At 72.6% G+C, this 24,698-nt stretch carries 20 protein-coding genes; 11 read left to right on the top strand and 9 right to left on the bottom strand.

Translation table 11 applies throughout. The annotated features are described in order from the left end of the window. From ACIP84_RS10275 to ACIP84_RS10265, 3 genes are all read right to left on the bottom strand, one after another. Positions 1–1,593, bottom strand: a complete 1,593-nt coding sequence (locus ACIP84_RS10275) for an ABC transporter substrate-binding protein (protein WP_401796892.1) — start codon at positions 1,591–1,593, stop codon at positions 1–3. A gap of 322 nt (positions 1,594–1,915) precedes the next feature. Next, the gene (locus ACIP84_RS10270) at positions 1,916–1,987 is read right to left on the bottom strand and encodes a putative leader peptide (protein WP_355958768.1); all 72 of its coding nucleotides are present in this window, start codon (positions 1,985–1,987) and stop codon (positions 1,916–1,918) included. Between the two features lie 76 nt (positions 1,988–2,063). After that, the gene (locus ACIP84_RS10265; RefSeq protein ID WP_401796889.1) at positions 2,064–3,296 is read right to left on the bottom strand and encodes an ROK family protein; all 1,233 of its coding nucleotides are present in this window, start codon (positions 3,294–3,296) and stop codon (positions 2,064–2,066) included. Positions 3,297–3,893: 597 nt separating this feature from the next. Between ACIP84_RS10265 and ACIP84_RS10260 the strand changes: the two genes are divergently transcribed. Further along, complete coding sequence (locus ACIP84_RS10260; protein ID WP_401796886.1) at positions 3,894–4,844, top strand: TauD/TfdA dioxygenase family protein; 951 nt, start codon at positions 3,894–3,896, stop codon at positions 4,842–4,844. Next, positions 4,841–6,253 carry a sulfatase-like hydrolase/transferase gene (locus ACIP84_RS10255; RefSeq protein ID WP_401796884.1) on the top strand — a complete coding sequence of 471 codons (1,413 nt, stop codon included), beginning with the start codon at positions 4,841–4,843 and terminating at the stop codon, positions 6,251–6,253. Before ACIP84_RS10260 ends, ACIP84_RS10255 begins: the two co-directional genes overlap by 4 nt. A 69-nt stretch (positions 6,254–6,322) precedes the next feature. Here the strand turns inward: ACIP84_RS10255 and ACIP84_RS10250 are convergent, their stop codons facing one another. Beyond that, positions 6,323–6,691: a cupin domain-containing protein gene (locus tag ACIP84_RS10250; RefSeq protein WP_355958621.1), complete on the bottom strand. Its 369-nt coding sequence runs from the start codon at positions 6,689–6,691 to the stop codon at positions 6,323–6,325. Positions 6,692–7,074: 383 nt separating this feature from the next. Between ACIP84_RS10250 and ACIP84_RS10245 the strand changes: the two genes are divergently transcribed. The 3 genes from ACIP84_RS10245 to ACIP84_RS10235 all read left to right on the top strand — a co-directional run bounded on the left by ACIP84_RS10245 (position 7,075) and on the right by ACIP84_RS10235 (position 9,569). Beyond that, entirely contained in the window at positions 7,075–7,434 is a 360-nt protein-coding gene (locus ACIP84_RS10245) for an SPW repeat protein (protein ID WP_355958623.1), read from the top strand. Positions 7,435–7,626: 192 nt separating this feature from the next. Further along, entirely contained in the window at positions 7,627–7,980 is a 354-nt protein-coding gene (locus tag ACIP84_RS10240; protein ID WP_355958624.1) for a DUF805 domain-containing protein, read from the top strand. 299 nt (positions 7,981–8,279) lie between these two features. Beyond that, positions 8,280–9,569, top strand: a complete 1,290-nt coding sequence (locus ACIP84_RS10235; RefSeq protein ID WP_401796880.1) for an ATP-binding protein — start codon at positions 8,280–8,282, stop codon at positions 9,567–9,569. On the opposite strand, the gene ACIP84_RS10230 is transcribed toward ACIP84_RS10235, so the two are convergent. Next, positions 9,547–10,485 (bottom strand): carbohydrate kinase, encoded by a 939-nt coding sequence (locus ACIP84_RS10230; RefSeq protein ID WP_401796877.1) that lies wholly within the window; start codon positions 10,483–10,485, stop codon positions 9,547–9,549. The genes ACIP84_RS10235 and ACIP84_RS10230 overlap by 23 nt on opposite strands. Before the next feature lie 138 nt (positions 10,486–10,623). Here ACIP84_RS10230 and ACIP84_RS10225 point away from each other — a divergent pair, with 138 nt between their 5' ends. Beyond that, complete coding sequence (locus ACIP84_RS10225; RefSeq protein ID WP_401796874.1) at positions 10,624–11,175, top strand: YdeI family protein; 552 nt, start codon at positions 10,624–10,626, stop codon at positions 11,173–11,175. A gap of 36 nt (positions 11,176–11,211) precedes the next feature. Here the strand turns inward: ACIP84_RS10225 and ACIP84_RS10220 are convergent, their stop codons facing one another. Beyond that, the gene (locus ACIP84_RS10220; RefSeq protein ID WP_355958628.1) at positions 11,212–11,721 is read right to left on the bottom strand and encodes a GNAT family N-acetyltransferase; all 510 of its coding nucleotides are present in this window, start codon (positions 11,719–11,721) and stop codon (positions 11,212–11,214) included. Between the two features lie 199 nt (positions 11,722–11,920). On the opposite strand from ACIP84_RS10220, the gene ACIP84_RS10215 reads away from it, so the two are divergent. Further along, entirely contained in the window at positions 11,921–12,598 is a 678-nt protein-coding gene (locus ACIP84_RS10215; RefSeq protein ID WP_401796871.1) for an NADPH-dependent F420 reductase, read from the top strand. A 21-nt stretch (positions 12,599–12,619) separates the two neighbouring features. On the opposite strand, the gene ACIP84_RS10210 is transcribed toward ACIP84_RS10215, so the two are convergent. After that, on the bottom strand, positions 12,620–13,822 hold the full coding sequence (locus ACIP84_RS10210; protein ID WP_401796869.1) for a pyridoxal-phosphate dependent enzyme: 1,203 nt from the start codon (positions 13,820–13,822) through the stop codon (positions 12,620–12,622). Between the two features lie 50 nt (positions 13,823–13,872). Beyond that, a complete protein-coding gene (locus tag ACIP84_RS10205; protein WP_401796866.1) occupies positions 13,873–14,880 on the bottom strand; it encodes a hypothetical protein in 1,008 nt (335 codons plus the stop codon). 557 nt (positions 14,881–15,437) lie between these two features. On the opposite strand from ACIP84_RS10205, the gene ACIP84_RS10200 reads away from it, so the two are divergent. Beyond that, a complete protein-coding gene (locus ACIP84_RS10200) occupies positions 15,438–16,907 on the top strand; it encodes a SpoIIE family protein phosphatase (RefSeq protein WP_355958632.1) in 1,470 nt (489 codons plus the stop codon). A 284-nt stretch (positions 16,908–17,191) separates the two neighbouring features. Here the strand turns inward: ACIP84_RS10200 and ACIP84_RS10195 are convergent, their stop codons facing one another. Next, positions 17,192–18,685: a hypothetical protein gene (locus ACIP84_RS10195; RefSeq protein ID WP_055599977.1), complete on the bottom strand. Its 1,494-nt coding sequence runs from the start codon at positions 18,683–18,685 to the stop codon at positions 17,192–17,194. 233 nt (positions 18,686–18,918) lie between these two features. Here ACIP84_RS10195 and ACIP84_RS10190 point away from each other — a divergent pair, with 233 nt between their 5' ends. The 3 genes from ACIP84_RS10190 to ACIP84_RS10180 all read left to right on the top strand — a co-directional run bounded on the left by ACIP84_RS10190 (position 18,919) and on the right by ACIP84_RS10180 (position 24,687). Beyond that, on the top strand, positions 18,919–20,046 hold the full coding sequence (locus ACIP84_RS10190; protein WP_355958633.1) for an aminoglycoside phosphotransferase family protein: 1,128 nt from the start codon (positions 18,919–18,921) through the stop codon (positions 20,044–20,046). Between the two features lie 350 nt (positions 20,047–20,396). Then, positions 20,397–22,328, top strand: a complete 1,932-nt coding sequence (locus ACIP84_RS10185) for an N-acetylmuramoyl-L-alanine amidase (RefSeq protein WP_401797118.1) — start codon at positions 20,397–20,399, stop codon at positions 22,326–22,328. Between the two features lie 160 nt (positions 22,329–22,488). Continuing rightward, positions 22,489–24,687: a germacradienol/geosmin synthase gene (locus ACIP84_RS10180; RefSeq protein WP_401796862.1), complete on the top strand. Its 2,199-nt coding sequence runs from the start codon at positions 22,489–22,491 to the stop codon at positions 24,685–24,687. Positions 24,688–24,698: the final 11 nt, after the last annotated feature.

Here is a 24,698-nt window from a genome sequence, read left to right as displayed (position 1 = left end):
TCAGCCCGCCAGGTAGGCGTCGTCGAGGTTGAGATAGGAGAACTTGTTGAGGGTGACGCCGCGCAGCTTCTTCGCGGAGACCTGGACGGCGCCGCGGATGACGAGGTCGATGATGAACGCCTCGTCGAGGAGGGTGTCGGTGATCTGCTGCCGGAGGGCGTTGGCGCGGGCGCCGGTCCCGGGTGTGGTCCAGGCCTCGCGGACGATCTTCGTGTAGGCGGCGGAGCGGAACTTCGAGGTGTTCTTGGCCTCGTTGAAGGGGTACGCGCTGACGGCGAGGGTGGAGGGCTGGACCTGGGCGAAGCCGTGGCTCATGGCCCAGAGACCCGGCATCTTCTGGGAGATGAGGTTCTTCTGCGCGGTGGCCGGGTCGGTGGGCTGGAGAGTGACCTGGACGCCGATCTGCTTGAGGTCGTACTGGATCGCCTCGGCGACCGCGGTGTCGCCGGGCAGGTTGATGTGGAGGAGCGGCAGGTCGAGCCGGGTGTGGCCGGCCGACCTGAGGAGCTCTCGGGCCTTTCCGGGGTCGTACGTGTAGTGGGTGCGGCCGGCCTCGGTGAAGGCGGGTGAGGACTTGGGCCAGGGGGCGGCGGAGGCGAGCCCGTAGCCGCCGAGTACCTGCTTGAGGATCCGTTCGCGGTCGATGGCCCGGGCGAGGGCCTGCCGGACGGTCTTGTCGTTCAGCGGGGCGACGGTGGTGTTGACGCCGAGGTAGTAGGCGCCGCCTCCGGTGGTGTACTCGCTGATGGCGAGTTCGGGGGTGGAGGCGACGACGGCGAGGTTCTTGCCGGGGACGCTGAAGGAGAGCTGGGACTGGCCGGTCCGCAGGGAGGACAGCAGGGCGTCGGCCTGGGGCACGACGCGGAGTTCGACGCCGTCGAGGTAGGGGCGGTCGGGCTGCCAGTACGTCTCGTTGCGGGTGAGGCTGAGGCCGGTGCCGGGGCTCCACCTGGTCAGCCGGAAGGGCCCGGTGCCGTTGAGCTTCTTGCCGGTGACGGCGTCCTCGACGCTGTTCCCGTCGGTGATGATCATGAATTCGAAGAGGTCGAAGAGGTTGTTCACGGGATGGGCCAGCCGCAGGACGAGCTCGTGGTCACCGCGCTTCTCGAAGCCGGTGACGGCGGCCGCCGTGGCCCTCAACTGGGCTGCGCGGAGCGGATTCTGAAGGTTCTTCACCGCGAAGACCACATCGTCGGCGGTGAAGGGGCGGCCGTCGTGGTAGGTGACGCCGGTACGCAGCTTGAGGGTGATGCTGCGGCCGTCCTCGGCGTAGTCCCAGGAGGTGGCGAGTTCCGGCTGCGGCTTCAGCTGATCGTCGTAGCGGGTGAGCGTGTTGTAGATCAGCCGCTGCTGGAGCGACTGGCCGCTCTGGGCGAAGAGCAGGCTGGGCGTGAAGTCGCTGTTGACGGCGACGGTGACGGTGCCGCCGCGGCGGGGCCCCGCACCGGCCTTTCCGGCGGGCGTCTCGGCCTCGGAGACCGCCGAGCGGCAGCCGGCGAGTCCGAGACCGAGCAGCAGGGTGCCGCCGCCCGCGGCGCGCAGGGTGGTGCGCCGGGAGGGGGCGGAGGGTGTGGAGGAGTACAGCTCGGTCATCGATGCCTGCCTGGGGAAGAGGTCGGGGCGCGCGGACGCACTGATTCGTTCCGCTGCGGAAGAAAAGAGGGAAGCGAAGAGGGGTGGGGCGCCGGGCTCCCGCAGGGACGGGATTCCGGCGCGACGCGCGAGGATGCGGCGACGAGGTGCGGGCGTGAAGGGGTGACGCGGTGGAGATGCGGCGCGGTGACGGTGTGACGCGACCCGGCCGGCGTCCGGAACCTCGGAGGGCGCGGTCCGTCAGCGGAGCGACGGCGGGCGACCCGCCTTCGGCAGGGCCGGAGCGGAACGGGTGGGGCCGGTGCGGTGGCCGGCGCCTGGGTCAGACGCGGACGGCACAGACCGCGCCGGCCTGTCGACAGAGGTCGACGTGCCTGCGGCGGATGAGGCTCATGTCCGGATTCACGGGAGCAATATGACAGTGGCTTCGCGGGCCGGTCAACCGGGCCTGACCGCATTCTGAGACGACATCAGTTGCCACCACCCCGGGGGAACAACTCGCCGATGGTCTCAAGAGGCCTCCTGAACAGGGGATTCAGCAGAACCGTACCCGCCGCGACGGGCAGCGTGGCCGGTCCAGCATGTGGACTGACGATGCGTTCGGGATCGTCGCAGACGTGCGAGAGGTCGATCGCGGCCCCCCGGATCTCCTCCAGGTACTCCGGTGCGAGGACGCTCGCCTGCTCGGTCACCACGACCAGATCGGGGTTGACGACGTCGAGCAGAAGGGCGACGGCGCGGCCCACCGCGCGGGCCCGCTCGCGCAGCAGCCGGTCGGCGCGCCGGTCCCCCGCCGCCGCCGCGTCCACCACCAGGGAGGTGTCGGGTTCGGGCACGATCCCGCGGCGCACGGCGGTGCGGCCGAGCGCGGTGTTCGAGGCGGTCGCCTCCAGGCAGCCGGAACGTCCGCACGGGCAGGGGACGGTGGAGTCGGGCACGGGCAGGTGCGCCACGTCACCGGCCGCGGCCCCGGGGCCCTGGTGGACGACCCCGGCGAGCCCGACGGCCGCGTCGACGACATTGCCGATGAACAGGTGGACCAGGCTCCGCCGGGCGGCGGGCCGACCGAAGAGGATCTCCGACTGGGCGATGGACCGGGCGTGGTTGTCCACCCGCACGGTGTGTCCGCCGAGGCCACGGGCGAGTTCGGCGGCGAGCGGGCGGCGGCGCCACCCCAGGGCCTGGTGGCGGACGACCACGCCCTCGGCGGGATCCACCCAGCCGCCGACCGCCGCGCCGACCCCGAGCAGAGGCCGCCCCCTCGTGTGCGCGTCGAGGAAGGCACGGAGTTCGCGGGCGACGGCACCGGGCAGCCCCTCCGGCGGGATGCCGTCGTGGGGGTACGAGTGCCGGGCCAGGACCTGTCCGCGCAGGTCGACGAGGGCGAAGGTCGAACCGGGGACGCCGAGATGGACACCGCCGGCGACCGGCCCGCCGGAGGCGCCGATGTGCAGGTCGACGGGGATCTGGGGCCGCCCGACTCCCCCGCCTCCGGCCGGTTCGGGCAGCTCGCGCAGCAGGCCGAGCCGGGTGAGGTCGGTGGCCTGGCGCGAGACGGCGGCGGGGCTGAGGCCGGAGAGCCGGGCGACGGCGCTGCGGGCCACCGGTCCGTGGTCGAGGACGGTCCGCAGGACGGTGGCGGCGTTGGCCTCGCGCCGGCCGTCGCCGGCCATCCGGGAACCGTACGGGGTGTTCCTCGTCATGGGTGCCTCTCTGGTCTCTGTTGCGGTGGTGTGAAATCCCGGGCTCGCCCCCGCGGGGACCGGCGGCCTGCCGCCCGCACCCTTCCCGATCCGGTCGCGACGGGAAGTCACCGCAGTTCAAAGGCGGTTCGACGGGATGATCCGGACCGGTTCGGGGGCGCCGGGCAGGCGCCGATTCAACCATCGGGGGCGGCCGTCCGGGGAGCGGACGTGCGCTTGACGTGCCGCGGCGGCCGCTGCCAGTCTCCGGGACATGTTCGCGACCTCCTCCTGTCCCGCCGTCTCCGGCGTCTGATCCTCGCGATCCCCTCCTGTGAGCGGTCCGCTGCTCCTGCTCTCGCACGTCGCGTCCTGCCCCGAGGCCCGTCGGCCGCCGCCCGAGCCCTTCGCGGCGCTCCCAGGACGCAGGAGACCCCGCGGGAACTCGTCGGCTCTCGCCGGGGCTTCCCCTCTCCTCATTACTTCCGCTCCGAGATTAATTCCGTCCGGGCTGTCGAAGTACCGACAGACCGGCACCCGTCCGACACCGTCCGCCACCCGTCCGCCACCCGTCCGACACCTGTCCGGAACCCCACCGGACCCATGAAAGGACCCACCATGTCGACCGCGACCACCACCGAGTCCGTCACCGTCCAGAAGGTCGGCGGCCGCCTCGGCGCCGTCATCTCCGGCGTCCGCCTCGGCGGCGACCTCCCCGCCGAGACCGTGGCCGAGATCCGCTCCGCACTCCTCACGCACAAGGTCGTCTTCTTCCGCGGCCAGGACCACCTCGACGAGGAGGCCCACGAGGCCTTCGGCCGGCTCCTCGGCACGCCCGTCGCCCACCCCACCGTCCCCTCCGCGGACGGCCGCTACTCCTTCCCGATCGACTCGGCCTACGGCGGCCGCGCCAACCAGTGGCACACCGACGTGACCTTCGTGCCCGCCTACCCCGCCTTCTCGATCCTGCGCGCGGTCGTCATCCCGCCGTACGGCGGCAACACCCTGTGGGCCAACACCGCCACCGCGTACGAGAACCTCCCCGAACCGCTGCGCGCCCTGGCCGACAGCCTGCGCGCGGTGCACTCCAACGACTACGACTACGCGGCCCTGCGCCCCGGCGCCCTCCCGGAGCAGCTCGCCCGCTTCCGCGAGATCTTCGCCTCCACGAAGTTCCTCACGGAGCACCCGGTGGTGCGGGTCCACCCCGAGACCGGCGAGCGAACCCTGCTTCTCGGCAACTTCGTCCAGCGGATCAGCGGTCTGACGGGCGCCGACTCCCGCGCCCTGCTCGGCCTCTTCCAGTCGCACGTCGAGCGCCCGGAGAACACCGTGCGCTGGCAGTGGCAGGTCGGCGACGTGGCCATCTGGGACAACCGCGCCACCCAGCACTACGGCGTGGACGACTCCGACGACCACGTGCGCAAGCTGCGCCGTGTGACCATCGACGGCGACGTGCCGGTCGGCGTGGACGGACGCTCCTCGGTGCTGCTCGCCCCCGAGTCCGTACCGGACCCGGCGTTCGGCATCGCCTCGGGCGACTCGGCGGAGGAGCCCGCCGCCGTATGACCGGCGTCCCGCCCCGGGTGATCGTGGTCCTCACCGACCAGCAGCGGTGGGACACCGCGGGCGCCCACGGCAATCCGGCGGGGGTGACGCCCGAGTTCGACCGACTGGCCCGCGAGGGCACCCTGGTCGAACGGGCCATCACCCCCAACCCGGTCTGCGCGCCGGCCCGCTCGGCGCTGCAGACCGGCCGCTGGCCGACCTCCACCGGCGTCTTCCGCAACGGCCTCCCACTGCCCGCCGACACGCCCACCCTCGCCTCGGTCCTCGGCGCGGCGGGCTATGTCACGGGGTACATCGGCAAGTGGCACCTGGCGGGCGAGACCTCGCCCGACGGCCCGGTGCCGCCCGGGCGGCGGGGCGGCTACACGCACTGGCTGGCCTCGGACCGGCTCGAGTTCACCTCGGACGCCCACCGTACGGTGGTGTTCGACGAGGACGGCGAGCCGGTCCGGTTGCCGGGCTACCGCTCGGACGCGCTCGTCGACGCGGCGATCCGCTTCGTCGCCGACCATCACGACAGGCCGTTCCTGCTCTTCCTCTCGCTGCTCGAACCCCATCACCAGAACGCGACGGACGACTACCCCGCGCCCGCCGGGTACCGGGAGCGATACGAGGGCCGGTGGCTGCCGCCGGATCTCGCCGCGCTGAGCCCGTCCGCGCCGCAAGGGGGTGCCCACCGGCATCTCGGCGGCTACCTCGGACAGATCAAGCGGGTGGACGAGGGGGTGGGGCGGCTGCGTGACGCGCTGCGCAGTCTGGACATCGAGGACGACACCGTGCTCGCCTGGACCGCCGACCACGGCTCCCACTTCCGCACCCGCAACTCCGAGTACAAACGCTCGGCGCACGACGCCTCCGTGCGGGTGCCGTGGGTCCTGACCGGTCCGGGCTTCCGGGGCGGCGGTCTCGTCCGGCAGCCCGTGTCCACGGTCGACCTGATGCCGACCCTGGTCGAGGCCGTGGGGCTCGACGTACCCGAAGGCGTGCAGGGCCGGTCGCTGCTGGCGCTCGTCGGCGGCGGGACCGACCCGGACCGGCCGGCGTCGGCCTTCGTCCAGATCAGCGAGGACCAGGTCGGGCGGGCGGTGCGCACCGAGCGGTGGAAGTACGTGGTGTCGGCGCCGCCCGGGGTGGACCCCTGGCGTGAGGCGGCCGCCGGTCTCTACCAGGAGACCGAGTTGTACGACCTGGCCGCCGATCCGTACGAGCTGGAGAACCTGGTGGGCCTCTCCTCCCATCGCGAGGTGGCCGACGGGTTGCGCGACGCGCTGGTCGAGTGGCTGCGGCGGGTCGAGGGGGCCGACCCGGTGATCGAGGCCGCGCCCCCGCGGAGCCTGGACCAACGGTGTCCCGAGTCCTTCCCGGACGACCGGGTCCCGTGGGAGGGGGTGCGGTTCGGCCACCGCTGAGCGGGGGCGGTGCCCGGGACCGGGGAGGGCGGCGCCGCCGGTCGTGCGAGGAGGCGCACGGCTGTCCGGTCAGCCGGACGGCTTCGCGTAGTCGCTGAAGCCCGTCCAGTCCAGCGCGACGCAGGCGTCGTCACCGAGGACCCACGCGTCGTGACCCGGCTGGACCTCCATGTAGTCCCCGGCGCCGTACTCGGTCGTCTCGCCGTCGTCCATGACGACCTTCATCCGGCCGCTCACGATGTATCCCACGTGCGCCGCCTGGCAACTGTCGGTGCCGGCGATCGGTTTGACGTGCTTGGACCACTGCCAGCCCGGCTCGAACACGGCGCGGCCGACCGCGCCGCTCCTACCGCTCACCAGGTCGAGCCTGCCCTTGCCGTCCTCGAAGGGACGGGTCTCGTCCGCTGCGTCGAAGCTCTTCTTGACGATGCCGGTCATCATTCGCTCCCGGCGATGGAGGGGCGGAATCCCCGAGTCCACTTCCAGGCTACGCGCGGGCGTCCCGGCGGGCACTTCTGCGAACCCGCGCATACCCATGCCGCAAGCAGTTCACCTGTGCATTGAATTTTTGTTGAACAAGATCGCCATTTGGTGGGTCCACGCATATCCGCAGCTCAAATTCTGTGCGCATCCCTTATCGGGCAGACCTACACATAAAGGCCAGATAAGAGCACAATGAAGCAGCGGCAACATGTGCCGCAAGTGCGGTCAGACGTGCATGACGCCAGAAGGAGGCGAGTCGTATGGCCGACGTCTCTCACCGTCCTGGTGATATCGCAGGACACCCCGATGCGCCGGAAATGCGGGACCGATATGCCCGTATGCTCCAGACCCGAGGTGTCGCGGCGGTCGAGGAACTCGTGATCCTCGCCGGTATCTACGCCGCGATCTCCGCGTGGACGGTCCACTTCTCCGCCACCCAGCCGGCGCTCGCCGTCAGCAACCTGGTCGTCGGCATCGCCCTCGCGGTCCTCGGCCTGTGCATGTCGATGGTTCCCGAGCGGTCCCAGGACCTCAACTTCGTCGTCCTGCTGATGGGCGCGTGGCTGATCATCGCCCCGTGGCTGGTCGGGTCGAGCCCCGACACCGGCATCATCCTCAGCAATGTCATCACCGGCGCGTGCGTCTGTCTGTTCTCCCTCACGGCCGGCGGACTGCTCATGACCAAGCGAAGGACGTGACTGTCTGATCCTCTCCCGGAACGGCGGCCCCTCCATACCCGGAGGCGCCGCCGTTCACTCTTTCCCGCTCCGGAACGGCCACTGCCCGGTAACGAATTGACCCATGTGGTTTCAGCCACCTAAGTTCTGCGTAAAGCTTGCTCCACAGGGACAGGCTCTCCCGCACGCATACCCAGTCCTTGGGGGGACAAAGTGAACTGGTACCTCGACGTCATCAAGAAGTACGCGGTCTTCAACGGCCGGGCGCGCCGCCAGGAATTCTGGATGTTCCAGCTGTTCAACTTCATCGTCGCGGTCGTCCTCGCCATCGTCGGTATGGCGCTCGACTTCTCGCTCCTGAGCACGCTCTACTCGCTGGCCGTCTTCCTGCCGTCCCTCGGTGTGACCATCCGCCGTCTCCACGACACCGGCCGGTCGGGCTGGTGGGTCCTCATCGGCATCGTGCCGATCGTCGGCTTCATCGTCCTCATCGTCTTCACGGCCACCGAGGGCGAGCAGCACCAGAACGCGCACGGCCCGAACCCGAAGCTGGCCCCGGCCTACTGACGGTCCCGACCCTCGGCGAGTCCCGACCTGCCGATGGTCCCGCCTGCTGAAGGTCCGGCCTGCTGAAGGCCTCGTCACGCGCACGCGGCCCCCGGAGGACTCCTCCGGGGGCCTTCCGCATGCCGGAAGGCATTCCCGCCCGCCGCCCGGGAAACGTCGTCGCGCGGCACAGCGCCGCCGCCGCATAGAGCCGCGACGGCGCGTTCGCCCGCGCCGCCTTGTGCAGGATGGCGCACGACCCGGACCGAAGGCCCCGCCTAGCCTCGCCGCAACGGCACCAACGAGGGGCGGTACCACCGGTGAACTGGCACATCCACGACTACCGCGAGAGCGATCTCGCCGCCGTCGTCCATCTGATCGACACGACCGCGGAGCTCGGCCAGGAGTCCGTGTTCTCGCTGGCCGAGTGCATCAGCGCCCTGACCACCCGCCAGCCCGCCGTGGTGGCCGTCCACCAGGGCGTGCCCATCGGCGCCGCGCTCGCCTCCGTCTCCGGCGAGCGGGCGTGGGTCATGCGGATCGCCATCTCCTCGGCCTGGCGGGGCCGCGGACTCGCCAGCGCGCTCCTCGTGGAGCTGGAGCGGCGGCTGGTGGCGGCCCGGGTCGGGCGGATCGCGTACGTCCTGCCGGAGGAGGAGCTCCTCGGCGAGGGGCTCCTCAACGCCGGGTACACACGCCGGCCGGCCGTCGCGTACTTCGAGAAGGTGGAGCCGCTGCACGGTCCCGCCGCCGGGCTCCTCGACGACCTGGGCGGCCGTCTCCTGCCCGGCGACCTGTGGGCCAAGGTCGCCGGCATGGAGCGGGAGAAGGACCTGATCGAGCGCCGGGTGGTGCTGCCGCTCGCCGAGCCGGAGCGGGCCGGCCGGCACGGGGTGCGGCCGCCGCGCGCGGTCTGCCTGTTCGGTCCGCCGGGCACCGGCAAGACGACGTTCGCACGCGGCATCGCCTCCCGGCTGGGCTGGCCGTTCGTGGAGATCCTGCCGTCCCGCCTCGCCGACGAGGGGAACCTCGCCGCCGCCCTGCGGTCCGCCTTCGCGCGGATCGCCGAGCTGGAGCGGGTCCTCGTCTTCATCGACGAGGTCGAGGAGATCGCGCCCGTACGCTCGGAACCCGCGCAGCCCGGCGGCATGCACGGGGTGACGAACGAACTCCTCAAGCTGATACCGGGGTTCAGGGAACGGGACGAGCGGCTGCTCGTCTGCGCCACCAACTCGATCCGCTCACTGGACCCGGCGTTCCTGCGGCCCGGCCGCTTCGACTACCTCATCCCGATCGGTACGCCGGACAAGGCCGCGCGGGCGGCGATCTGGGCCCGCTACACCGACGGCAGGACGGACGTCGACATCGACGAACTGGTCCTGGCGAGCGACCTGTTCACCCCGGCCGACATCGAGCACGCGGCCCGGATCGCCGCCCAGGCCTCCTTCGAGCGGGACCTGCTCGCCGTCGGCGGGCGGGTCGGCGTGGGTCCGGTACCCGGGGCGAGCACCGCGGACTATCTGGCGGCCATCGGCGAGTGCCGGCCGACGGTGACCCCGGAGATGGTCGAGCAGTTCGCCTCGGACATCACCACGCACGCCCGGACCTGAGGGCGAACGTCGCGCGGGCGGCCTCCAGTTCGGCCCGGTCGGGCGGCCGGGCTCCGGCCCGTGAGACGGTGACGGCCGCTGCCGCGCCCGCCCTCCCCAGGAGCTCCGCGAGGTCCTCGGCGCCGAGTGTGCCGAGGGCGTCCCGCTCCCGCCCGGCGAGGGTGTCGAGGACGGCGGACATGAAGGAGTCGCCCGCGCCGACCGTGTCGACGACGGTGACCGGCGGCGCCTCGGCGGCGGCCGTGTGACGGCGGGTGACGGCGAACGACCCGGCCGCCCCCAGGGTGACGAGGACGACGGCCGGGCCGAGAGCCAGCCAACGGGCGGCGACCGCACGCGGATCCTCGCCCGGATACAGCCAGGCGAGGTCCTCGTCGCTCGCCTTGACCAGGTCGCTGAGGGCGACGCAGCGCTCGACGCGGGTCACGGCAGACCCGCGCTCCCCCATCAGCGCGGGCCGCACGTTGGGGTCGTAGCTGACGGTGGCACGCCCCCGCAGCCGCTCGGCCTCGGCGAGGACGGCGGCCGCGCCGGGCGCGGTGACGGCGGCGATCGAGCCGATGTGCACATGGCGGGGCGCCAGGTCGGCCGGTGCCCCGCCCTTCAGCGTCCAGGCGATGTCGAAGGCGTACGAGGCCTGACCGCGCGCGTCGAGGCCGACGACCGCCGACGGGGTGCGTTCGGGCACGTCCCCGACCTCCACCCGTACGCCCGCCCCCGCGAGGTGGGCCCCGATGAGCCGGCCGGTGGGGTCGTCGGCGAGCTGGGTGAGCAGGGTGACGTCCCTGCCGAGCCGCCCCAGGCCGTAGGCGACGTTGGCGGGGCTGCCACCCGGGTGGACGCGGTCCGCGGAGTCGGAGCCGGCCGGGGCGCGGACGATGTCGGCGACGCATTCGCCGATCACCAGGAAGGACATGGGGCAGATGGTACGTGCCTCCGTGACGCACCGGGACGGGGCCCCGGACGAGCGCGGGGTGGAGGAATACCTTGGTCCCGAGCGCAGGGCGACGACAGGGGGACCGATCCGGTGGAGCAGTACGAGGGACTCGAGCTCATGACCGTCACGCGGACCGAGGAGCTGGAGGCGTGGCTGGAGAGCCACCATGGCGACCGGCCCGGGGTCTGGCTGAGGATCGCCAAGAAGGGCAAGGGGGGCGAGTCGCTGACGAATCCGGAGATCCTCGACTGCATGCTGTGCTTCGGCTGGATCGACGGGCAGCGCAAGGGCGGCGACGGGGCCTACTACTTCCAGAAGTACACGCCGCGCCGGTCCCGGAGCCTCTGGTCGCAGGTGAACGTCCGCAAGGTCGCGGTGCTCACGTCGGCGGGCCGGATGCGCGAGCCGGGTCTCGCCGAGGTGCGGGCCGCGCAGGCGGACGGCCGGTGGGAGTCCGCGTACCCCTCGCAGGCGGAGGCGACCGTGCCGGACGACCTCGCGGCGGCCCTGGCGGCCGACGAGGCGGCGCGGGCCTTCTACGAGGGGCTCGGGAAGACCGATCAGTACCTGGTGATCATGCGGCTGTGGCAGGCCCGCACCGAGAAGGGCCGGGCGCGGCGTCTCGAGCGCATGGTGGCGGGACTGGCGGCGGGCGAGAAGGTCCGGTGACGGACACCCTGTGAACCACGGGGGCCCGGGCCGCGCTCAGCGGCTGCGGCGGTAGAGGACCTGGTGGGCGTCGTGCTCGACGAACGAGGAGACGTGGGCCATGCCGACAGCCTCCAGGAGCCGCCGGGAGCGGTGGTTCGCCTCCTGCGTGAGCGCGACCACGCTGGGCGTGCCGAGGAGCGTGGCCTCGACGACGGCGGCGACGGCCTCGCGCGCGTAACCGTGCCCCCAGTGCTCGGGCAGGAACTGGTACGAGACCTCCGTCTCCCCCTCCCGCGCCTCGGCTTCCACCGTGACGAGGCCGAGCAGGACCTCGTCGGCCGTCCGCACCACCGCGTAGACGCCGGGCGCCCCGACGACCCGCCGCTGCCGGATGCGTACGACCCGCTCGGTGACCGGCCCGCCCAGATGACGCCTGACCTCGGGGTCCGTCCACAGCCGGGTGACCGCCGGCACGTCGGCGGCGCGTACGGGGCGCAGCAGGAGCCGCTCCGTGGCGAGGGAGGCGGTTCCCGGTGACGGGGCTGAGATCGACGAGGCGGCCATACGTCCGATCATCTCAGCCCCGGCACCCGGCCGTCGGGCCCGGCCGGCGGATCGGTGGTCAGATCCCGTCGTCCGACCGGGGCGCCGGGGCCGACGCCGGGACCGATCGCCGGGCCCGGTCGTCGATTCGGCCTAGGACGAGGGGCGGACGCGGGTACGGTCCCCCGGCCGAGGTGCGGGCGGGGGCGGCGGCACCAGGATGACGCTCATGCGCATCGGAATCCTCGGTACAGGAAACGTAGGACAGGCACTCGCTTCGGCGTGGGCGCGGACCGGCCACGACGTGGTCCTCGGATCACGCCGGCCGGACGACCCGGAGCTGCTCGCGCGGCTCGGGGAACTCACCGCGTCGGGATCGCGGATCGACAGCCCGGCGGGAGCGGCGGCGCACGCCGAGGTGCTGGTGAACGCCACCCCGGGCACGGCCTCCGTGGCGCTGCTGCGGTCGATCGGCGCGGAGGTGCTCGCCGACACGATCGTCCTCGACGTGGGAGTCGGCTTCCTCGATGACGGATCGCTCTCGCATCCGGGCGCCAGCCTGGGCGAGGAGATCCAGCAGGCCTTCCCGGAGACACGGGTGGTGAAGACACTGTGCACCGTCGACCGAGAGGTGATGATCGCCCCGGACTCCCTGGAGGGCCCGGCCACGGTGTTCCTCTCGGGCGAGGACGCGGAGGCGAAGAAGGTGGTGCGCGGTCTGGTCGGCGACCTCGGCTGGGCCGACGACGCGCTGCTGGACCTGGGTGGGATCGCGACGGCGCGGGGCCAGGAGCACTTCGCCCTGCTGTTCATCGGGATCGCGGGGGCGACCGGCACCTACGAGTTCGGCGTCCGGGTCGTCCTGCCCGCCTCGGGCGGGGGCGGCCTCGACCACTAGCCGATCCACCTGCCGGCCGCCTCACCTTCCCCGCGCGTCCTTCAGGGCGGCCTCGATCGTCGCCCAGTCCGCGGTCATCGGCGCGTACGTCTGCGTCGCGGTGGCCACGTCCTTGTAGCCGCCGGAGGTGACCACGCACACCACGGGACCGTCGTCCTCGCGCGGCCCGTGGGCACGCAGTCCGGCGAGGCCCGCGGCGGCCGAGGTCTCGCACCACAGGCCCTGCCCCGCCAACTCCGCGCGGGCCTTGGCCATCTGAAGGTCCGTCACCGTACGGGCCGCGCCTGCGGTCGCACGAACGGCGAGTACACCGCGGTAGCTGTTGACCTCGCAGTCGATGGCGTACGCGGTGGTGGGGCCCACGGGGACCCGCGCGACGGGCGTGCCGATGCGGAGCGCCTCCGTGAGGGCGCCGGCAGCGGCGGGCTCGGTGGCGTACAGGCGGGGGACGGAGTCGGTGACCCCGAGTCGTACGAGCTCCTGAAATCCCTTGGCCACGCCGAAGAGCAACTCTCCGTACCCGGTGGGGACATGAACGGCCGCGGGCGCCCGGCCGAGGGTGAGGGCGATCTCGTACGCGAGCGTCTTGTACCCCTCGGGTCCGAAGGCGTGCCCGGTGTGGGCGGTCTCCGTGACGCTGCTGACGTTCTGGAAGCCGAGTTCGTCGACGATCCGCCGCATCAGCGGCCGTACCGACTCGTACGGAACGGTCAGCACCGTCGCTCCGTAGGCGCGGAGGTGGGAGGCGACGGCGGGCGGGGCGTACGGGGAGGTGAACACGGCGCAGGGCAGTCCGGCGCGGGCGGCGTACGCGGCGGCGGCCGCGCCGTGGTTCCCCGAGGAGGACACGACGATGCCCCGGGCGCCGGAGGCGACAGCGGCGCTGACGGCGACCCGGTTGAGGCGGTCCTTGTGGCTCCAGGTCGGGTTGCGGGACTCGTCCTTGATCCAGACGCCGTCGGGGAGTGCGACCAGCGGGGTGTTGCCTTCGCCGAGCCCGGGTGCCGCCAGCGGTGGAAGGAGCGGGGACCACCGTTCGAGCCCGTGGGCGGCGGGGCGGGTGAACAGGTCGGCGGGGACCTCGTCGTAGGCGTAGTCGATGTCGAGGGGGTAGGCGACCTGGTCGGTCGAGGTGATCGGGCAGCCCTCCGTGAGCGGGGGCCAGAGCGGATGGTGCACGGAGGGGTCGGCGAGCGAGCGCTGCGTGGTGGCGAGCGAGGTCACACGGTGCCTTTCGGTCGGGGGGCGAGCGCGGACGGGACTCCCTCGGGGGCTCAGTCCGCCATGCGTCGCGTCAGTGCGGCCAGGGCTCCGGGCCGCCGGCCCGGGACGCGCTGCCGCAGGGCGATGAGCAGGGGGCCGAGGGCGCGGGCCCGCGCCCGGTCGCCGATCCGTTCCCACTGGTGGTGGGCCCGGTCCACGGCCCCTTCGACGTCGGGGTCGTCCGTACGCTGCCCCAGCGCGAGCCTGGCCTCGGCCGCGGCGAGCCACAGTTCGCAGCTGCGGGCGGGCTCCCCGGCGAGCCGGGCGAGGTCGGCCCGTACCTCCGTCCAGTGGACGGCCTCGGCGGACCGGGGCCCGTGGCGGCGCAGGGTCTCGCGCTCCCAGGCCGCCGCCACCGCCGCCGCCTCGCCGTGACGCCCGGCGGTCGCGGCGGCCAGGATCGCGGGGTGCGGGTCCTGCTCCACGACCGGTACGGGAGCGGGGGCGGGTGCCAGGAGGAACGCCTCCGGCGCGGCCCCGGCCGCCTGGGCGGCGGCCTCCGCATGGAGCGTGGCGTACGGAAGGCGGGCGCCGGAACGCCAGAGCTCCGCCCAGGACCGCAGATAGGCGGGCGCGAGCGGCTCGCCCCTGCGCGGGGCGGGGGTCACCCTGCCGTAGAGGGTGGGCCCGGGGCCCAGATGCAGGAAGCCGGGCGTGGTGGTGAGGCGTGCCCATACGGCGGGGTCCGCCGCGAGGTCCGCGACGACGGTCGTGGTGCCCGGGGCGCGGGCGGCGAGTTCGACGGCGAGCCAGTGCCAGGGCAGTGCCGTGTAGCGGAGGGTCGCCGGGGTGGTGCGGGCGAGCGCGAGGTGGGGCAGCTGCTGCCGGCGGTCGAGGTGGAGCTGCCCCGCGAGGCAGAGCACGAGCGGACCCGGGCCGGCCGCGGCGGCACGCAGGCGGGTGAGGACGGTCTGCGGGTCGAGCGGATCGGCGAGTTCGACGAGCGTGGCGGTGCCGGTTCCGGTGAGGGCCCCGGGCGGCACTGCGGCGAGGACCGGCAGCACGGACGCGGCGTCCATGGCCCGCCCCCGCCCGGCGGGCGCCGCGGCGAGCAGGAAGGCGGTGCCGGGGGCGGAAGTCGCCGGAGCGGCGCCACCCGGAGCGGCGCTACCGGTGGCGGCGGTTCCGGGAGCAGGGGTGCCGGTGGCGGCGGTACCCGGAGCGGCGCTACCGACGGCGACTGTTCCCGGAGCGGCGCTACCCGCCTGAAGCGTCACACCCGTCGCTCCGGTCACTCTGGACGCTTCCGTTCCCCTCCCCGTACGCGCCCCGTCCGTCCCACCCGTAACTGCCCTACCAGAGACTCCCGTCGTGCCGTCTCCCGTCCCCGTACCCGCCCCGCCCGTGACCGCCGTGCGCGTGCTCACCGGGCCGATCCCCTCGTCGTTCACCACCCCCGCACCGTAACCCGTCGTGCCCTGGCCGATAATCGCTGGGCCTTTGACATATGCCGGAAGCACCACCGGATCGAGTGTTGCCAAATCCCTTACGGGTCGTCGCGCGCTGTGCAACAGTCGTGTGCGGGCCTCACCTTCACACCTGGCCTGGCCGTGCCGCGCCTGTATCGGAGTACGACATGCCGTCCCCACTGTTCGCGGATCACCCCGCCCAGCAGCCGGAGCCGGGCGCGGTGGACGCGCTGATCTCACAGACCCGCCGCCTGCGCGGCGAGCTCGTCGCCGTGCGCCGGGAGGCCGCGGTGAACGAGGAAGACCCGCAGCAGCGCTGGCAGCGTGCCCTGTGCGACCTGGCCGTCCACCAACTCGACGACCTCGGCGCCCACTTGGGTCAGCTCCGCGCGGGCGTCCCCGAGCAGCTCGTCACCGAGGAGCCCGCGGAACCGGTCCCCGACACCGCGCTCCCCACCGACCCCGGAACCGCGTACGGCGAGATCGGCCCGCAGCGCACCGGCTCCCTGCTCTCCCGCGTCGGCAGCGCCGAGTGGAATCTCCTGACCGACGAGGTCAGCTGGTCCGAAGAGCTGTTCCAGATCTTCGGACGCACGCGCGAAAGCGGCCCGATGTCGCTCGACGAGATGCCCACGATGGTCTTCGTCGAGGACCAGTCCGTCCTCCAGTCGATGGTGACGGACTGCCTGATCGACGGAAAGCCGATCGACGGCGAGTTCCGGATCGTGCGGACCGACGGCTGCGTGCGCACCGTGCACATGACGGGCGAGCCCGTCCTCGACACCGACGGCTGCACCGCCTCGATGTGGGCCGTGCTCCGCGATGTCAGCGAACTGCGGCGCAGCGAGCGGGCGGTCCGGGAGAGCCGGGACAGCCTGGAGCGCAGCCGCCACATCGAGCAGACCGAGCGACGGGTCGCCGTCGAGCTCCAGGAAGCGGTGCTCCCCCCGTGGCGCGGCTCGCTCCGCTTCGCCCACGACGGCCCCGCCCCGCTCGACGTGGCCGCCCACTACCTCCCGGCCGTCCGCACCGGCCTGATCGGCGGCGACTGGTACGACGCACTGGCCCTGCCCGAAGGGGACGCGCTGCTCACCGTCGGTGACCTGACGGGCCACGGGGTCGCCGCGACCTCCTCGATGGCCATGCTCCTCGGCGCGCTGCGCGGCATGGCCGTGGCCGGGATCCGGCCCGCCGCCCTGATGGGTCATCTCAATCAGCTCCTGGAGACCTCCGTACAACCGGCGCTCGGCAGCGCGATGTGCTGCCGCTACGACCCGGTCGCCCAGACACTGACCTGGGCGCAGGCCGGCCACCCCGCCCCGCTGCTGTTCCGCGACGGGACGGGGCACGTCCTCCGGCGCCCCGAGGGCGTCCTCCTCGGGGCCACCACCGGGGCCGTGTACGGCGAGGCCGAGACCCGGCTGGTCCCCGGCGACCTGCTCGTCCTGCACACCGACGGACTCACCCGTGGCAGCGGTCCCGACGACGACACCGGGACGCGACGACTGCTCGCGCTCGGTCGGCGGCTCATCGGGGCGCGGGACGCCCAGGAGGGGGTGCGCGCGGTGGTCGAGGAGTTCGGCGAGGAGCAGCGCGAGGACGACGCCTGTGTGATGGTGGTCCGGGTCGGACACTGAACCACCGGACGAACCACCGGGCGACGACCGGGCGCGCGGCCTGTCGTAGGACCGCGAACCGGCGACCGGGGCCGCGGCCCTGCGCACCGGCGCGCCACGACGCCGTGGCACGGCAGCGCGATGACAGGGCACCCACCCCGTCCTCGGCAAGGCCGACCTCGGCGATCCCGGCATCGACGACCCAGGTCGCCGACTGCCGCTCTGCGACGGCCCGTTGACGATCGTGCATGTCCACCGCGCGGGGGCACCCCGACCCGGCCCTCGGCGCTCCGCGTTCGGCCGGCTCAGGCCTGCCCCGTCCTCGGTCGGTTGACCGGGGACCTCGGCAGTGCCAGCTCGATCTCCTCGCGCAGGTGCTCGATCCTGGCGTAGCCGGCGTACTGCCCGGTGAGCCGGTACATCTCGCGGAGCCGGTCCCACGTGCGGTGGGACGAGGTCTCCCCCATGGACATCAGGGCGAGCCGGGCGTACCGGTCGGCCTGCTCGGGATCGTCGGCGATGAAGCAGGCCGAGGCGAGCGAGATGTGGTCGAAGAGCTTCGAACGGTCGTGACCGCCGCGCCGCAGTTCGAGCGCCAGCTTTGCGTGGCGCTGGGCGGGGACGGCCGCGGCCGGGTCGTGATCGGCCAGGGTGCGGTACGCGAGGGCCTGCATGCCGTGCATGTCGGCCTCGTCGAAGTTCTGCATCCAGCTGGGGTTCTCCTCGTCGCGCCGGTCGGACACGAAGAGGTCCTCGGCCTCGCCGAGGGTGCGGCGCATGGCCTGGCCCCGGCCCATCGAGGCCTGCGCCCAGGCCTCGATCGTGTGGAACATGGCCCGGGTCCTGGGCAGGACGCGTTCGCCCGAGCCGTCCTTGGCGAGCTTCATCAGGTCGAGGGCGTCGTCGGGCCTGCCCAGGTGCACCATCTGGCGTGCGGCACGGGACAGCGCCTCGCCGGCCCTCGGCCGGTCGCCGCCCTCACGTGCCGCGTGGGCGGCGATCACGAAGTACTTCTGTGCCGTGGGTTCCAGGCCCACGTCGTGGGACATCCAGCCGGCCAGGACGGCCAGGTTGGCGGCGACGCCCCAGAGGCGCCGCTGAAGGTGGTCGGCGTGGCGGTAGGCGAGCATGCCGCCCACCTCGTTGAGCTGGCCCACCACGGCCTTTCGCTGGAGTCCGCCACCCCGGGAGGCGTCCCAGGCACGGAACACCTCCACCGAGTGCTCCAGTGCCTCGATCTCCTCCGACCCGATGGGGGCGGCCTCGTAGCGGTCGAACCCAGCGGGGTCGGCGTGGAGGGGATCGGTGGCCCGTTGGGGGGCTCCCTGGCGAGCGGGGTCGGTCTGCAGCCAGTCGTGCATGGCCTTGCTGAGTACGGAGCCGGCGGCAAGCGCGGCACCCGCGCCCACCAGGCCGCGTCGGTTGAGCATGAGGTCCATTCCCGTGAATTCGGTGAGGACCGCCGCCGTACGATCGGGTGCCCAGGGCAGCCCGTCAGGGTTCTCCGTCTTCCTGACGTCCTGCCGCTTTCCGCTGCGCCCGTGTCGTACGAACCCGAGGTCCTCGATGGTCACGACACGGCCGAGTCGCTCGGTGAACAGTGCTGCCAGCACCCGGGGGACGGGATCGCGCGGGGTCTCGCCCCGGTCGATCCACCTCCGCACCCGCGAGGTGTCGGTCGCCAGCTGGGGGTGGCCCATGGCCGCCGCCTGCCGGTTGACGAGTCTCGCGAGTTCGCCCTTGGACCATCCGGCCAGGCCGAACAGGTCTGCCAGGCGGGTGTTGGTTTGTCCGGTCACGTCTAAGCCCCCAGGTTCTCGGCTGAGTTGACAGTAGCCCTCTGTCATAGGCCTGGCGACAATTCGCCAGGCTTCGCCAGGGTGCGCGAGATGTTCCGCCACCCGCGCCCGGGTGTCAGGTAGGAACGCGCCACCCCGCCCCGCCGACCGGCCCTCATTCCCCAGGGTGCGGACCGGGGGCGGGCGGGGCGACGCACGCAACTCGTCGGCACACGAAGGGATCTGTCACCTCCATGTACACAGCATCGTCCTCCGTGTCCGCCCCGCCCCGGCCGCAGCACCGCATCGTCCCGGCCGGCGCCGGACCCTACCTCGCACCCGCCCCGCAGGCCGTACGGCCGAGGCGCTGGGTGGCCGGCACGGGTACCCAGCCGATCAGCGGGAGAATCGATCTCTCCGGCCCTCAGGGGGCGCAGCTGAAGATCGCGATCGCCTCCGTCCACCGCATCTGCCCGGAGTTCAACCCGGTCCAGGTGCTGCGGCGCAGCGGGCGTTCCGTACTGATCGTCGGAACGACCGGGCGGACCACGGCGGTCGCGAAGTGTTTACTGGACCACTCCCCCGCGTGGGTCGAGCGGTTCCGGCACGAGATAGCTTCCTACCGCTCCTTCGTCCGCCACCGTCCGCCGGTGCGGGCGCCCCGGCTGATCGCGGCCGACCCGGAGAACTGCACGCTGGTGATCGAGCGGATGCCCGGACGGGCGGCGGCGCTCTCGCGCCACCCCGTGGAGGCTCCGCCCCGCGCCGATGTGCGGGCCGCGCTCGGCGCGATCGCCCGGCTCAACGCGTGGCGGCCGCCGGCCGGGACGTTCGACGCGCCGCTGGACTACGGCACCCGGATCGCCCGCTACCACGAGCTCGGTCTCTTCACCGACCGGGACCGGGACGACCTGCAGAAGCTGCTGCACGGTCTGGCGCACGCCGGCGGCCGCCAGGGGATGGGGCAGTTCTGTCACGGTGACGCCCTGCTCTCCAACATCCTCCTCTCCCCCGCGGGCCCGGTCCTCGTCGACTGGGAGCACGCCGGCTGGTACCTGCCCGGCTACGACCTGGCGACCCTCTGGGCCGTGCTCGGTGACGCGCCGCTCGCCCGGCGCCAGATCAGTCAGCTCGCCCAGCAGGCGGGCCCGGCCTCCCGGGACGCCTTCCTGGTGAACCTGATGATCGTGCTGACGCGGGAGATCCGGACCTACGAGACGGCGGTGCAGCGCACGATGAAGGAGGCTCCGCCGGCCGGTTCCGTGCCGGTGCCCACGGGCGCGCTCGCGCCCGGTGAGGAACAGCGGCTGCTCCTGAGGCGGCTGCACGACGACTGCGCCATGGCACGGCGGGCCGTGCGCGCGGCGGTCGGGACGCGCTGAACGGCGGGCCCGACCGACGACACGGGGGGGTGCGCCGTGCGCCCGGTGCCGACACACCGGGACGCGGCGCACTGGCGCATCCGCCCTCGGCGGGGCGAGCCAATGGTCCACTCCACTGACGCGCCCCAGGCCCGGGACCCGTCGCCGCGAAACTCCGCGGGACAGCCTCCATTCCCGCCCTGACGTGGGAAGTCTCCCTCGCGTGCGGGTGATTGACGGATCGTCCGGGAGCCGATACCCCTGTACGGGTTCGGTCCCGCACGCCCCGGTGTCACCCCCCGCCTCTGGAGGCTGCCTTGCTCCGTCCCGCGTCCCCCGGACGTACGCCGTCGCGTCGTCTGCCGAAGGCCCTGGGCGCCCTCGCGTCCGCCGCCCTGCTGCTCCCGCTCCTGTCCGCCGCACCGCCGGCCGGTGCCGGGGTGCCCGAGGCGGGTGTCCTCCAGGAGCAGTTCGCGCGGGCGGCCGCGCGGCACGGCGTACCGGAGAGCGTGCTGCTCGCCGTCGCGTACCTCCAGTCGCGCTGGGACGCCCACGGCGGTGCGCCGAGTGTGACCGGTGGCTACGGTCCGATGCATCTGACGGACGCGGTGACGGCCCTGGCCGCGGCGCCCCCGCACCACTCGGACGGTACGGAGGACCCGCGCGGCGACTCCTCACGCGCCGTGCGCTCCGGCGCGCGGGCGCCGGAGCCCGCCGCCGTCCCGGCCGCCGGTTCGCTGCCCGCGCGGCTGCGCACCCTGGAGCGGGCGTCCGCGCTGTCCGGGATTCCGGCCGAGGAGCTGCGGACCCGTACGGCCGCGAACATCGAGGGCGGGGCGGCGCTGCTCGCCGCCGCGCAGCGGGAGTCCGGCCGTCCGGCGAGCGCGGACCCGGCCGACTGGTACGGGGCGGTGGCGCGGTACTCGGGCGCCGACGACTCGGCGACCGCCGCCCGGTACGCGGACGACGTCTTCGAGGTGATCCGGTCCGGCGAGTCGCGGACGACGGACAGCGGGCAGGTGGTGACGCTCGCGGCAGCCCCGGCGGTCGCGCCCGACACCGCGCAGGTCGCCGGGCTCGGCCTGCGGCGGCCCGCCGGCGGCCCCGTGGAGTGTCCGCGGACGGTGGCCTGCGAGTGGATCCCGGCGCCGTACGAGGAGTTCGGCGACGGCGACTACGGCAACCACGACAAGGCGAACCGGCCCGCCTCCCAGTCGATCGACTACATCGTCGTGCATGACACCGAGGCGACCTGGGACGTCACCCTGAAGCTGGTGCAGGACCCGACGTACGTCTCGTGGCAGTACTCGCTGCGTTCCTCCGACGGGCACGTGGCCCAGCACGTGGCGCTCAAGGACGTCGGCTGGCACGCGGGCAACTGGTTCGTGAACGCCAAGTCCGTGGGCCTGGAGCACGAAGGCTTCCTCACCGCGCCGGACTCCTGGTACACGGAGGCGATGTACCGGTCGTCGGCGCGGCTCGTGCGGTATCTCGCCGCCCGGTACGACATCCCGCTCGACCGGCAGCACATCCTGGGCCACGACAACGTGCCGGGGACGGTGACGTCCACGATCAAGGGCATGCACACGGACCCGGGGCCGTACTGGGACTGGGCGCACTACTTCGCGCTGCTCGGCAGGCCGATCACGCCGAGCGCCGGCCCCCGGGCCGGTGTGGTGACGATCCGGCCCGACTTCGGGTCCCACCGTCCGGTCTACACGGGCTGTGTCGCGGCCGGCGAGGCGTGCGCGCCGCACGGCAGCGGGGCGGTGCGCCTGCACACCGGGCCGAGCGCCGACGCGCCCCTGGTGCGGGACATCGGTCTGCGGCCGGACGGGCAGGAGTCGACCACCGGGGTCAACGACACCGGGGCGCGCGCGTCGACCGGGCAGAGCTACGCGGTGGCGGAGCGCCGGGGCGACTGGACAGCGGTCTGGTATCTCGGGCAGAAGGCCTGGTTCCACAATCCGGCGAAGGAGCCGACCGCCGTGAACGCTCGGGGTCTCGTCCTGACGCCCCGCGAGGGGCTGGCGTCGGTGCCGGTGTACGGGCGGGCGTATCCGGAGGCCTCGGCGTATCCGGCGGGTGTGCCGGTGCAGGCGGTGTCGCCGCTGCCGTACCGGCTGCTCGCGGGGCAGCGGTACGTGGTGGGCGACCGGACCCCGGGCGAGTACTACTTCGCGCCGGTGTTCGACAGCAGCGGTCACACGGTCGTCCGGGGACAGGAGCAGTACTACCAGATCCAGTTCGGCCATCGAGTGGCCTTCGTGAAGGCTGCTGACGTGCGGGTTTCCCAGTCCTGACGACAGCCTGGCCGAAAGCTGGAGGGGTGGTGCCGGATGAACGATCCGGCACCACCCCTTCGGCGTTCATAGGACTATTCGGGAGATCGCGTGCGCCGTACGGGCTACGGGTAAAGGTGGGCCGGACACAGCCCCTGCTCACCGGAAGGCCCCTCAGCAGATGCCTCAGCCCTTCGTTATGCCGGATTTCTATGTTCCGTATCCGGCGCGGCTCAATCCCCACCTGGAGGCCGCCCGCACGCACACCCGTGACTGGGCGCGGGAGATGGGGATGCTGGAGGGGTCGGGGGTCTGGGAGCAGCACGACCTCGACTCGCACGACTACGCGCTGCTCTGCTCGTACACCCATCCCGACTGCGGCGAGGAGGCCCTCAACCTCGTCACCGACTGGTACACCTGGGTCTTCTTCTTCGACGACCACTTCCTGGAGATCTTCAAGCGGCCCCAGGACCGGGCCGGCGGCAAGACCTACCTGGACCGGCTGCCGCTGTTCATGCCGGCGGACCCGGCGGCGGGCATGCCCGAGCCCACCAACCCCGTCGAGGCGGGGCTCGCCGACCTCTGGCTGCGGACCGTTCCCGCCATGTCGGCGGGCTGGCGGGTGCGGTTCGCGGAGGCGACGGAGCACCTGCTGAACGAGTCGCTCTGGGAGCTCGACAACATCAACGACGGGCGGATCGCCAACCCCGTCGAGTACATCGAGATGCGGCGCAAGGTGGGCGGGGCGCCCTGGTCGGCGGGGCTCGTCGAGTACGCGGCGGGGGCGGAGGTCCCGGCCCAGGTGGCGTACTCCCGGCCGCTTCGGGTGCTCAGGGACGCCTTCTCCGACGCCGTCCATCTGCGCAACGACCTCTTCTCGTACCAGCGCGAGGTGGAGGACGAGGGCGAGAACAGCAACGGCGTGCTCGTCCTGGAGAAGTTCCTCGGCTGTACGACCCAGGAGGCGGCGAACGCCGTCAACGACCTGCTGACCTCGCGGCTCCAGCAGTTCGAGAACACGGCCCTCACCGAGGTGCCGCTGCTCGCCGCCGAGAAGGGTCTCGACGCCGCCGAGTGCGCGGCCGTCGCGGCGTACGCGAAGGGGCTGCAGGACTGGCAGTCGGGTGGCCACGAGTGGCACATGCGCTCCAGCCGGTACATGAACGAGGGCATGGTCGGCGGGCCGTCGCACCTCGAAGGGGTCCTCGGTACCTCCGCTCTCGACATCCGCACCCTCTTCGGACGCCCGGCGGCGTCGCGCCTGCGGGCGCTCACCCACGTGCCGCACCAGCAGGTGGGCCCCTCGCTGCTGCCCGAGTTCGACCTGCCGTACCCGCTCACCCTCAGCCCGCACCACGCCGAGGCGCGCCGGCTGTCGCTCGACTGGGCCGAGCGGTTCGGGCTCCTGGACGACATCTGGGACCGACCCATGGCGGAGGGCTTCGACCTGGCGCTGTGCTCGGCCGGGCTCGACCCGGACGCCACCCTGGAGGAACTGGAGCTCAGCGCCGAGTGGCTGACCTGGGGGACGTACGGGGACGACTACTACCCCGCCGTCTTCGGCCGCTCGCGCAACCTGCGGGGTGCGAAGGAGCAGACCGACCGGTTCAAGTCCTGCCTGCCGCTGGAGGATCCGGCCGCGGGTGCGGCGCTCGCGGTGAACCCGATGGAGCGCTCGCTCGCCGACCTCTGGGCGCGGACCGCGGGCCCCATGGAGCAGGGTGCTCGTGTCCAGCTGCGCTCCGCGCTCGACGTCATGCTGGACAGCTGGCTGTGGGAGCTGCACAACCAGGCGCAGCACCGGGTTCCCGACCCCGTCGACTACATCGAGATGCGCCGGAGCACCTTCGGCTCCGAACTGACCACGCTGATGTGCCGGTTGCGGCACGACGAGGTGCTGCCGCCGGAGCTGTTCCGCTCGGGTACCGTACGCGCCCTGGAGAACGCGGTCATGGACTACGGGGCGCTGATCAACGACCTGTTCTCGTACCAGAAGGAGGTCGAGGTCGAGGGCGAGGTCCACAACGGCGTCCTCGTGCTGCAGAAGTTCTTCGACTGCGACTACCCGACGGCGGTGGCCATGGTCGACGACCTGATGCGGGGCCGGCTGCGCCAGTACGAGCACTTGAAGTCGCGTGAAGTCCCTTTGATGTACCAGGACTTCGGGCTCGGTGCGGCGGGCAGGGCGGCCTTCGAGGCGTATCTGCGGGAGTTGGAGGACTGGCTCGCGGGCATTCTGAACTGGCACCGGAAGGTGCGGCGTTACGCGGCGGAGGACGTGCACGCGGGCAGCGGTACGGCGCTGCTGCGGCACGGGCCGACCGGTCTCGGCACCTCGGCGGCCCGGATGGCGGATCTCCTTGGTCCGGTCAGGGTCTGAGGCGGGAGGCG

This window comes from Streptomyces sp. NPDC088707, from assembly GCF_044752725.1.
Classification (GTDB): Bacteria; Actinomycetota; Actinomycetes; order Streptomycetales; family Streptomycetaceae; genus Streptomyces.
The sequence above is the reverse complement of the archived record's forward strand: the minus strand, read 5'-3'. Positions and strand labels throughout refer to the sequence as shown.